Below are 8473 nucleotides of genomic sequence, written 5' to 3'. Positions count from 1 at the left end.
GGCAAGGTTCGTCGCCACAAACAGGTCCAATATGCGGTAGACGCTGTTGGGCGCAACGCGTTTCCCGCGCCGTTGTGATACAAGATCAGCGATATCATAGGCCGACGCCGGTTTTTCAAATGTTGCGAGTACGGCAAATATATCCGACCGCATGTCAGTCCATTGTTCGCCTGCCGCAACCAGTGCGCTCTCAGCTGCATGCGTGAGCGATGCGCCTTCATGTTCGTGGTGATGATGTACTGCCATTCCGCCCGTGTAAGCTGTGGCACGAGGCTGGTCAATTGGCGGTCGGCTGCGATTGGTTGAAACTTAGGTTTTGGCCCGATGGTTAAGCAAATGGCCCAGACCAAGTAACGTGACGCCGATAACCGTGAACGCAATTTCTACGCCGCCATGTGGCAGCGTTAACGCGCCGCCCATCATGCCGATGCCAAGCGCGCCGACGGTTGCGGGCAGGAATAGTCCGTGATCCTGAAAGCCCTTACCCAGTGCTAACGTCCCAAGAATGATGGCCAGCAACAGCCCAACTTCATGGATAATCGGGTTCAGAAACAAGCCGCTGGCGGACGCAAGAACCGCGAGCAATATCGTGGTTACGATGCAATGGATCAGGCACAGTCCAGCAATGCTGAGGCCAAGCCCGTCCCATCGCCATTTGTTCCATGAGTGAGCCATTCCACAAGCCCTACAGCGATTCGCTGCACGTTACAACATTACATCGTGAAATTTGCAGTCAGGATAGCAGTTTTTGCAACCTCCGACGCTTGCGATTGGCGATAATCCGGCGCATATCGCAGCATATGAATAGCACACGCATCTCTGCCTCTCCAGCCGTCGAAACTGCGATGTCACGGCCTACCGCGCTGATCACATGGCTCATGTGTGTCGCTGCCCTTGTCTTTGCTATGGTGGTCGTAGGCGGGATTACGCGGCTGACCGAGTCGGGGCTATCCATTACCGAATGGAAGCCAATCACCGGCGCGTTGCCGCCGCTGAATGAGGCAAGCTGGCTATCAGAATTCGAAAAGTATAAGCAGATACCCGAATATACGCAGATCAGCGGCCCAGCGGGCATGACGCTCGCGGAATTTAAATTCATCTATTTCTGGGAATGGATCCACCGCCTGCTTGGCCGCGTCATTGGTTTGGCCTTTGCATTGCCGCTCGCATGGTTTTGGGTAAAGAAAGCCATCCCGGCAGGATATAAGCCGCGTTTGCTGGCGCTTTTGGCGCTCGGTGCGCTTCAGGGTACCATTGGTTGGTGGATGGTATCATCTGGCCTCTCTGCGCGGACAGATGTTAGCCATTACCGTCTCGCAGTCCACTTGCTGACGGCGTTGACGATCCTAGGCGGCTTGGTTTGGACTGCGCTCGATTTGCATGCGCTTACGAAGAACCCGTTGGCACGGCCAGCAAAGATGACTGGCTATGCCGCTATTGTCCTTACCATTCTCTTTATACAATTATTGTTCGGGGCCTGGGTCGCAGGATTGAATGCTGGTTATGTTGCCAACACTTGGCCGCTGATGAACGAAAGATTCTATCCCGAGGGTGTCGACACCACGCAAGGCGCATTCTTTGCCCTCGTCAACGATCCCTACCTGACGCATTTTGTCCATCGCTGGTGGGCGTGGGTCGCGGTGGCTGCACTCTTGTTATTAGCGCGCCGTGTTAAAAAAGCGGGCGTGCGCGGAGCGTCGGCAGCTATCCATAGCACCTATGGAATCCAAATCATCTTGGGCATTGCCACGGTTATGACCGGCGTCAACATTGTCTTGGCGGTATCGCATCAGGCTGTCGGTGCTTTGGTGGTAGCGTCGGCCGTATGGGGGGCGCATGTTCTGGGACGCAAGGCGGTTTAGCGTTAGAGGTATTATTATACCCGCCGTAAAACAGGCGCTTTTGCTTGACTGTTAGAGCTTTCATCGCCATTGGCTCCGCTTCGCGTGTGGTTTCTTCTTGATTCTGCGCTTCTACAAAATTTCGAAAGGTGCGATTAGCGATGAAAACGCTATCCAGAGTTACGAAATCGATCCGTCCACAGGACGTCGAGAAATCGTGGATCCTCATTGACGCAGAAGATTTGGTTGTTGGCCGTGTTGCCAGCCTCATCGCCAATATCCTGCGCGGCAAGACTAAGCCAAGCTACACGCCGCACGTTGATTGCGGTGACCATGTTATTGTCATCAATGCTGACAAGGTGAAGTTCACCGGTAAGAAACTGACCGACAAGGTCTATTATCGCCACACGGGCTACATCGGCGGTATCAAGGGTATCACCGCTGGCAAGGTGCTGGACGGCAAGTTCCCTGAGCGCGTCCTTGAAAAGGCCGTAGAGCGCATGGTTCCGCGCGGTCCTTTGGGCCGTGCGCAAATGCGTGCGCTGCATCTGTATAATGGCGCCGAGCATCCACATGCCGGTCAACAGCCAACGACGCTCGACGTCGCTTCCATGAACCGCAAGAACAAGGTGGGTGCATAATGTCCGACACTGCAACTTCGCTCGCTGATCTCGAAACACTGGGCGCCGACGTTCAGGCGCCTGCGCAGATCGCTGCTGTCATCCGTGAACAGGAAATTGACGCGCAAGGCCGCGCTTATGCAACGGGCCGCCGTAAGGACGCCGTTGCCCGCGTATGGCTGAAGCCTGGCACAGGTAAAATCGTCGTCAATGGCCGCGACCAGGAAGTGTATTTCGCACGTCCTTCGCTGCGCCTCGTCATCAACCAGCCATTTGGTGTAACCGAGCGCACGGGCCAGTATGACGTCATCGCAACAGTTAAGGGCGGTGGTCTTTCCGGCCAAGCCGGCGCGGTCAAGCATGGCATCGCACAGGCATTGTCGAAATTCGAACCGTTGCTGCGCAGTGCAGTGAAGGCCGAAGGCTTCCTGACACGCGACAGCCGCGTTGTTGAGCGTAAGAAATACGGTAAAGCCAAGGCGCGTAAGAGCTTCCAGTTCTCCAAGCGCTAAAAACGTTCAGGACCGCAAGGTTTCAATCTTGCACTTACAAAAAAGGCGGCACCAACTGGGGCCGCCTTTTTTCGTTGTGGGCCAAGGCTTTGATTGGCAAATAGCGCGCATGATCAAATTCATTCTTAGTGCGTTGCTTCTCGCTTTCGTCGTTTCCGGCTTTTGGTTCTGGAACAAAACTGACCCGCAGAAGCTGGATTTTGCAGACCGCATGGCGCTGGGTGCTGTTGAGCTTGCGGAAACGCCGATCACCGGCATTGCCTATGGAAGCGATGCGCGCCAACAGCTTGATATCTATGCGCCCTTCGGCAGAACCGAGACAGCACATCCAGTGCTTATCTTCTTTCACGGCGGTTCATGGCGCGATGGCGAACGGGAGGGCTATGGCTTTGTGGGGCGTACCTTTGGATCGCGTGGGTTTGTCACTGTCATCGCGGACTATCGCCAATCGCCAAAGGTGCGCTTTCCTGCATTTGTGCAAGACACGGCCGCCACCATTGCTTGGGTCCATACCAACATCGCCAAGCACGAAGGCGACCCAAAACGTATTTTTCTTATGGGACATAGCGCTGGAGCGCATATTGCGATGCTGGCTGCTTTAGACCCGCAATGGCTTGCCGCGAATGATCTGAAGCCTGATGTGATCAAGGGCGTCATTGGCCTTGCCGGGCCTTATGATTTTCTGCCGCTGACGAGTGATTCGTCGAAAATCGCGTTGGGCCAATGGCCTGACCTGACCGAGACGCAGCCGATCACTTATGCACGCGGCGATGCCCCGCCTTTGTTGCTGCTTACCGGAGACAAAGATACCGTCGTAAAGCCGCGGAACAGCAAAATTCTCTCTGAGAAGATCCAAGCGTTAGGCGGACAGCAGCAGTTTAAAATCTATCCCAGTGTTGGCCATGCCGACATCATCATGGCCGTCGCACGCCCGTTCCGCGACAAAGCATCGGTCGTTGCGGATGTCGTTAACTTCATAAACGCGCACTGACCCCCTTAAGATGCGGGTTGAGATTTCTGTCCAACTATCTTTTGGCGATAGGAAATGATGAGCAATCCTGCGTTCACTATGGCAGCGCCTAGCATAGCCAAAGCCGCGCCGACTTCCCCATAGATGGGCATCAGCCAGACCAGCAGGAGTGCAACCATGATTGCACCAGCGAAGCTACACAGCATCACGCGCCCAGCTTTGCCGGCGGTCAATAATGCAGGCTCCAGCCCAAGCGTGGCAAATTGCACGGCGGTGGCGGCGCCCAAGATCATGACCAGCGGATAAGCAGCGACAAACTCCGCGCCGAATATCCATATGATAACCGGTTTGCCCGCCAATCCCACAATTGCCAATACGAGCACGGCGGCAACGCCGGAGACCTTAATCATCCGATTGAGCAAATTCTGCGCATCCTTTGGGTCACCACTATGCGCGACACGGGCATATTCGGTGAAGATTGCCATTGATATTGCATCGCCAACGCGCGCGAAAACTTGGCCCAATTGATAGCCCAGCCGAAAGAAGCCAGCGGCGGTCGCGCCCACATAAAAGCCGACTACCACGGCCACCATTTGCTGGCTCGTCAGCTTAAAACTAGATCCCACATTTGACCACAAGGCGAATTTGCCGATGCCGGGGAAGCTCTGTTGGAAACCATGACGTGTGGGCAGCGTCTTTAGGCGCAAGGGCAATTGGAGCTTCCGCAACACATTAACCCAAACGCATATCGTTGGTACCATCTCAGAAATCAGCCAGACCGCCAAAAAACCCCACACCGTGGGTTGCGTTAAAATCAGCAGGCCGGTGCCGACCAGACGAATGATAGGAACCAGCATGTCGGGAATGGCGGCGTCGCCGAACCGGTCGCTTATCCGCAATAGTCCGGTGGGCGTTGAACGCGCGGACAACACGAGAAGAGCGGTAAAGGCAATGACTGCCATGGCTTCCGAATCATCCCAGCCTTGATTGCTGGCAAGCGCCCATGCACCGATAGCTGCCACCAGTAATGCAATCACGGCACCAACCAAATCTAGTATCAGGCAGAACCACGTCAATTCGGCCAGCTTTGCATGCGATTTGTCGTGGACAAGTGTGGTCCCATAACGGATCAAAATTTGCCATGTCTGGAATGATGTGAACCCTGATATGGTCTGAGCAAAACTAAAGATAAGCATGAACTTGCCGAAGTTTGCCGGCCCCAAAGTTTGCGTGGAGACGGCAAGATAGACAAGGCTAAGGACCGCAGAAACTGTTTTTGGTAAAAAAAGCCAGGCGCCAGATCGCAATATGCGGCGCCCACTTCCCTGTTTCTGCTCATCTATCAAGTGCACACCCCAATCTGACTAAGGACTAATCCACTTCGCTCTGCATTCAAAGAGATGTCATTATGTACTGGCTAAAAAACTGAAGCTGGTTAAGCGGAGCACACAGCAATGCTAAGCAAAGGTTATTATGGCACCCAAAATTTGGTTAAGTTTTTTATTGCCAGTTTATAATGTTGAGTCCTATCTTTTCGAGTGCCTCGAGTCCCTTTTTGAAAAAATCTGGAATGATAACGGTGTGCAGATCGTCATAGTGGACGATGTATCTACCGATAAGTCGCATGCAATCGCTCGGGCATTTTGCAGTCAGTATCCGCATCTTATCAAAGTGCTGCCAAGCCACCGTGTGAACGAAGGCGTAAGTGCCGCTCGGAACCGCTTGATCGATGCAGCAGACGGTGAACATATCTGGTTCATCGACCCTGACGATTATATCCTGAAGGACGCGCTGAGACAGCTTCGCACCGTCCTGGAAACATATAATCCCGACCTCATTTTGTGTGATTATCGCAAATCCCGCTTCGCAATAGTTCGATCTTTTTATGGCCCAAGCAAGCAGCTTTCATCAGACATCAGGCAACTGGTCTGCGGCGTTTTTAAAAGCCGCAAAATGTACTGCTGGTTGAAAATCAGCAGACGGTCCTTGTGGAACGATGGGCTGCGCTTTCCGGAGAGCAGGATTTTCGAAGACATCGCCACGATGCCTTGGCTGCTTCTGAAGGCACAAAATTATTATTATGTACCTTCGCCCTGGATTTTCTACCGGCAACGCGCTGGCAGTATAATGGACAGCGTCAAGGGAAAATCCAGCGTCTTTGACGCTAGCAAGCATCAAGATTTGGCTGAAGCTCTCAGCGGCTTTAAAGAGGAAAAGCGAGAGAGACTGAACGGAATTCGGCCTTCCACCGCATATTATGTTTCAGATTTTTGCGCGAAAGAGTGTTTCAAAACCGGCTTCCGCTTTGCGCGCTGCGCGCGCGTAACGGATGGCAGCCACGCGGTTGGATTTGATCATTATTTGAAACAGTTCGAGGCATGTGCGCCGATGCATTTTCAGCAACTCGCGTTTCAGTATCTCAAACGGCTGCGGTTCCTAAGATATGTCCTGTTGAAATACACTGTACATCTCGCAAATCGGTTACCAAACTCCACCGCAAGAGATAATGGAAACGCATGATCACGAAGTCGCACCAAAAACGGCCTGACTCAACCGGCAGCGCCCCTGTAGTATTTCTGTTCAATCACGATGCGGGTCATCAGGTGGCGCATCTGGCGGGCATTGCTGGTGCGTTTGCATTGCAGGAAAATGGGCTTCGGGCGGTCATTGCATTCTGCAGTGAGGCAACCAAGAAAGAGGTGGAGAAACTGCTGTCTTTTGCACAGATTGCTGCGTTGGAGTGGCAATCTCTGGCTCTTCCTAAGCCGCTGGAAGTGCTGACAAGGGGCCTCAACAAGCTGGTGCCCGTCCACCGTCTCATGCGCTTATACTATCATAGCCGCTTGCTGCGCCAATGTTCGGCTATCATCTCGACAGAGCGTACTTGCCTAACCTTGAAACGTCATTGGTCCAGATTTCGCGGGCATGATCGCAGACCTGCCTTTATCTGTGTTCCGCATGGTTCGGGCGACCGGAGCGTGTCCGTTCATCCAGCGCTTGGGCAATTTGATCTGTTGCTCATCAGCGGTCAAAAGGTGCAAGACCAATTCATCGACGCAGGCATAGCGACTGCGGACCAATTCCGCATTATCGGCTATGCAAAATTCGACATTTTGCGGGGTCGTGTGCCGGAGGTGTTTTTTGACAACGATAACCCCACCTTCCTGTATAATCCGCATTTCGATCCGCATTTGTCGAGTTGGTTCGACCATGGGGCCGACATTTTGGAGTATTTTTATCAGAACCCGGACCGATACAATCTGATCTTTGCACCACATGTTATGCTCTTTTACAAAAAGGTGCATATTTCGCCCGAATATCGGGTGACCCGCAAACGACCGGATATTGACCCGAAATATTGGAATGCCCCGAATATCGTGATTGATGTGGATAGCGCGCGCCTGTTTGACATGAGCTATACATTTTCTGCAGATGCCTATATCGGCGATGTTTCAAGTCAGGTGTATGAGTTTCTCTATCGCCCACGCGCCTGCTTTTTCATTGATACGCATAGCAAAGTGGCACCGAATGCACCGCCAGAATATGATTTCTGGAACAATGGTCCTGTGGTCAGAAATGCTCAGGAGCTGTTACCTCTGCTCGCGGACTATGCGGCGATTGCGGTTCAATATCGCGACGCCCAAGAACGCAGAATGGCGTATACTGCCGATCAGAGCGACCCGCGTCCAGCATCCGAGCGCGGAGCCGAGGCATTATGTATTTATGTCGAAAGCTTGAAATCCGCAGTCTCCGACGGGGCGACGGCATAGGCGTTACACCTGTGCAACATCCCCCGCGCTGCGAAAATCCATCACGCCCCAATTCGCCTTTGCCGCTGCTGCTGCGAAGTTTTTAGAAGGGTTTACCGCATAAGCTTGATCGGCGAAGTTCATCGTTGGGCTATCGCTGATGTCGTCGGAGTAGAAGACGATGTGTGCTGCCTTGCGGTCAATGCTGTTTTGCGCAAGCCAGCGTTCAATGCGGCGCAGTTTTTCAACTGCGTAACAATTATCCCCCAATATTCGGTTTGTGAGCTGGCCGTGGGCTGTCATGATGTGACGCGTTGCAATGACGGCCTGAAAGCCTAGAAGGTTGCCGATTGTTTGGGCGTAAAATTCCGGGGCAGCGGTCGCTAAAATCAAAAAGACGCCGCGATCGCGGTCAACACGCAGTTGTGCGACAGCGCCCGGCTGCAACCCCCTTGTTACGACGTAATCTGCAAACTTCCCGACGACTCTGGTTAATGTGTCAGAGCCAATTTTGCGCCCAATAAACAACTGTATGCCAAATTGTTTCAATGGTTTGCGGCCATATAGGCCAATGCGATAGCCGATTAATGCCAGTATCCATAATGGCAGCCCAACCAACCGGATTGGTGACACGTGCTGGGCATAAAATATCAGAAAATGCGTAAATGTCGGTCGACTGGTGATAGTTTTGTCGAGATCATATATTGCAATATTCATATTTGACCGCCAAGCCCCGCCTCAAGGTACCGCCAGACGCGCTGACGTACCCTCCTGATTTTGT

At 53.0% G+C, this 8473-nt stretch carries 9 protein-coding genes and 1 pseudogene; 6 read left to right on the top strand and 4 right to left on the bottom strand.

The annotated features are described in order from the left end of the window. Both ACIQ2T_RS10240 and ACIQ2T_RS10235 read right to left on the bottom strand, forming a co-directional pair. Positions 1-246: pseudogene (locus tag ACIQ2T_RS10240) on the bottom strand (transcriptional repressor); the annotation flags it as partial. A 63-nt stretch (positions 247-309) separates the two neighbouring features. Beyond that, a complete protein-coding gene (locus tag ACIQ2T_RS10235; protein WP_397590720.1) occupies positions 310-675 on the bottom strand; it encodes a MerC domain-containing protein in 366 nt (121 codons plus the stop codon). 125 nt (positions 676-800) lie between these two features. Here ACIQ2T_RS10235 and ACIQ2T_RS10230 point away from each other — a divergent pair, with 125 nt between their 5' ends. From ACIQ2T_RS10230 to ACIQ2T_RS10215, 4 genes are all read left to right on the top strand, one after another. Beyond that, positions 801-1862, top strand: coding sequence for a COX15/CtaA family protein (locus ACIQ2T_RS10230; protein WP_397590719.1), 1062 nt, complete (start codon positions 801-803; stop codon positions 1860-1862). 140 nt (positions 1863-2002) lie between these two features. Then, positions 2003-2482, top strand: coding sequence for a 50S ribosomal protein L13 (rplM, locus tag ACIQ2T_RS10225; RefSeq protein ID WP_300039124.1), 480 nt, complete (start codon positions 2003-2005; stop codon positions 2480-2482). Continuing rightward, complete coding sequence (gene rpsI / locus ACIQ2T_RS10220; RefSeq protein WP_300039127.1) at positions 2482-2973, top strand: 30S ribosomal protein S9; 492 nt, start codon at positions 2482-2484, stop codon at positions 2971-2973. The genes rplM and rpsI overlap by 1 nt, the downstream gene beginning before the upstream one ends. A gap of 109 nt (positions 2974-3082) precedes the next feature. Next, positions 3083-3964, top strand: coding sequence for an alpha/beta hydrolase (locus ACIQ2T_RS10215; RefSeq protein WP_397590718.1), 882 nt, complete (start codon positions 3083-3085; stop codon positions 3962-3964). A gap of 5 nt (positions 3965-3969) precedes the next feature. Here the strand turns inward: ACIQ2T_RS10215 and ACIQ2T_RS10210 are convergent, their stop codons facing one another. Next, positions 3970-5295, bottom strand: a complete 1326-nt coding sequence (locus tag ACIQ2T_RS10210; RefSeq protein ID WP_397590717.1) for a lipopolysaccharide biosynthesis protein — start codon at positions 5293-5295, stop codon at positions 3970-3972. A gap of 121 nt (positions 5296-5416) precedes the next feature. On the opposite strand from ACIQ2T_RS10210, the gene ACIQ2T_RS10205 reads away from it, so the two are divergent. After that, the gene (locus ACIQ2T_RS10205) at positions 5417-6463 is read left to right on the top strand and encodes a glycosyltransferase family 2 protein (protein ID WP_397590716.1); all 1047 of its coding nucleotides are present in this window, start codon (positions 5417-5419) and stop codon (positions 6461-6463) included. Continuing rightward, the gene (locus ACIQ2T_RS10200; protein ID WP_397590715.1) at positions 6460-7713 is read left to right on the top strand and encodes a hypothetical protein; all 1254 of its coding nucleotides are present in this window, start codon (positions 6460-6462) and stop codon (positions 7711-7713) included. The genes ACIQ2T_RS10205 and ACIQ2T_RS10200 overlap by 4 nt, the downstream gene beginning before the upstream one ends. 3 nt (positions 7714-7716) lie before the next feature. Here ACIQ2T_RS10200 and ACIQ2T_RS10195 read toward each other — a convergent pair whose 3' ends face one another. Then, positions 7717-8409, bottom strand: a complete 693-nt coding sequence (locus ACIQ2T_RS10195) for an HAD-IB family phosphatase (RefSeq protein WP_397590714.1) — start codon at positions 8407-8409, stop codon at positions 7717-7719. Positions 8410-8473 lie beyond the last annotated feature (64 nt).

This window comes from Sphingorhabdus sp. (assembly GCF_044357595.1).
In the GTDB taxonomy this organism is placed as follows: Bacteria; Pseudomonadota; Alphaproteobacteria; order Sphingomonadales; family Sphingomonadaceae; genus Sphingorhabdus_B.
This window is presented reverse-complemented; position numbering and strand designations above follow the sequence as displayed.